Genomic DNA, 2,261 nt, shown 5'->3' on the forward strand with positions numbered 1-2,261 from the left:
AGAAGACGGAGATCAGTTATCGGCCATTGCATGATGACGGGGTCTATGACCGCGGTGAAGCGGTGAGCTATCCCGAGCAGCAATATGAGAGCGGTACGAAAGTAGTCTCAACAGTTCAGCATGATGATGGTCTGGGTGGTGTTCGAACGCTGTCCTATGAATATGAAGGCGCGCGGATTGATATCGAGCGCCGTCGGTTCCTTGGGTTCACCTCGGTTCTGTCAAAGGACGAGGATGCCGGGACGGAGACCCTGACGGAGTACCGTCAGGATGTCCCGTATCTGCAACGCATTGCGCGGAAGGTGCGCCGTCTGAGTGACGGGCGGCTGATTGAAGAGCGCGTCAATAGCTGGCAGGGCGAGGAGTCCCAGGCGGCAACGGACAGTGCACCGGCAGTGACAGATGTGCGTTTGCTTCAGGCTGTTAGCAAATCTTATGAGATAGAAGGTCAGGCGCTCCCGGATGACGGGACCCCGACGGATCCGGTTCTTCCGACCTACGAGATTGTGATCTCGTCGCATCAGACGAACTATGGTGTTGCGGCTGCACTTCAGGCGGGCGGAGTGTGGAACGGGACGGATGCGGTTGAGGTAACGGTCACGGTTGATGAAGGCGTTGTTATTGGCTCAAACAGTGCGAGTGCCTATGCGATAGACTTCACGGGGCTGCCGGAGGGCTCGAAAGCAACCCTGAACAACAATGGCAGCATCGTTGGTTATTACGGCACGGCGAATGGCGGCAATGGCGGCCATGCGGTCAAGACCGATATCACGCTATCGGTGGCTAACTATGGTGTCATTTATGCTGGTGGTGGCGGGGGTGGCCATGGATCCAGTAGGAGCACCACCGGGACGGAATACAAACTTGTTGGAGGTGGCGATGATCGGAGCTGCAGTATTTCCCTTGTAAGCTGTACAGCCGCAGGTGGCAATGGCGGTCGTGGAGCTGGGTGGTATTCGTCTGGAATGATCTATGAATTGGCTGCGTCTGGCAATAGCGGTGCTTCTTGTACTGCGGGCAACTACCCCTCGGCGGAATGCTATCAGCCAGGACGTGATGGTAGATCGACAACGAGTGGTATGTCAGGTGGAGACGGCGGGCATCTTGGGGCCCCAGGTCTTTCCTCTGGAGGAGAGAGTGGTATTGCTTTTAATGCATACCGTCTGGTTAGTTTTATACATGCTGGTTTGTGGTCTGGCCGTGTAGTTGATGATGCGGCACCTGATGATGACAACGTTCCTACAGAGCCAGTGGACGATACTGAATACCTGCTAACAATAGCCTCGCATACTCAAGACTATCAAGTCGTCACGCAACTAACTTCATTGGGGTGGGACGGTCTTACTCCAACGAGTGTGAAAGTGGTTGTTGAACAAGGAGTTGTAGTTGGGGGGGGCTCAGTTGGAAGTTACGCGTTAAGCTTTGATGGTTTTCCGGATAGTTCGACTGCGATCCTTGTGAACAATGGCACCATTGTAGGGCGATATGGTTCGCCCAACAATGGCTCAGGCGGTCATGCCGTCATAACGACAATCCCGATTAAGCTTTATAATTATGGGCGAATATACTCTGGAGGTGGGGCTGGTGCCGCAGGCTCCGGCAGAACTGTGACAGGCACTGAATATCGAATAGTTGGCGCTAGTGATGACAAGCGCTGTGAAATGCGACAGGCTAGATGTTCGGCTTCTGGGGGAAGCGGCGGTCGTGGAGCCGGTTGGTATTCGTCTGGAGCTGTTTACGAGACAGCGGCCTCAGGTGCGGGTGGCTCGCGCTGTACTGCAGGCAATCAGCCTTACGCAGAATGTCTCAATGGCGTCAATCAGGACGGGCGTCGCTCCGGCGGCGGCCAAACGGGTTACGCGGGTGGCGGCTTAGGCTTTGAAGCCGATGTAGGCGGTAATGCAGGCTACGCATTCAGCGGGTTTAATCTGATTGATTTTGTGGTTCCCGGCGAATGGGGCGGGCGTGTTGTGAACAACTAGTTTGTTCGCAAGCGGTCGTCGTGTGTCTGGTTTGACGTGATTTCAGGTATGTCGGTTTGTCCGACGGATTTGTTTCTCTGCCATTGTGATCTGGCAGTGCAGAGAGAACGGGGGATTGAATGGTGGGTAAGTTATTCCTTGCAGGTGTCAGCCTTGCAGCGATGGTGAGCTTTGGCGGAGGAGCCTTTGCGCAAAGTGCCGAACCAACACCGGTAACGGTGACGACAGTCGATTATGTCTATGATGCCTATGGCACCCCGACCGAGATCACCAAAACCA

The 2,261-nt window shown here is 54.8% G+C and carries 1 pseudogene; it reads left to right on the top strand.

Annotated elements, in window-relative coordinates:
• A pseudogene (locus tag ACXAIA_RS20550) lies at window positions 1–1,982 on the top strand (hypothetical protein); the annotation flags it as partial.
• Window positions 1,983–2,261 lie beyond the last annotated feature (279 nt).

It is taken from the genome of Thalassospira sp. ABL2_045 (assembly GCF_056161285.1).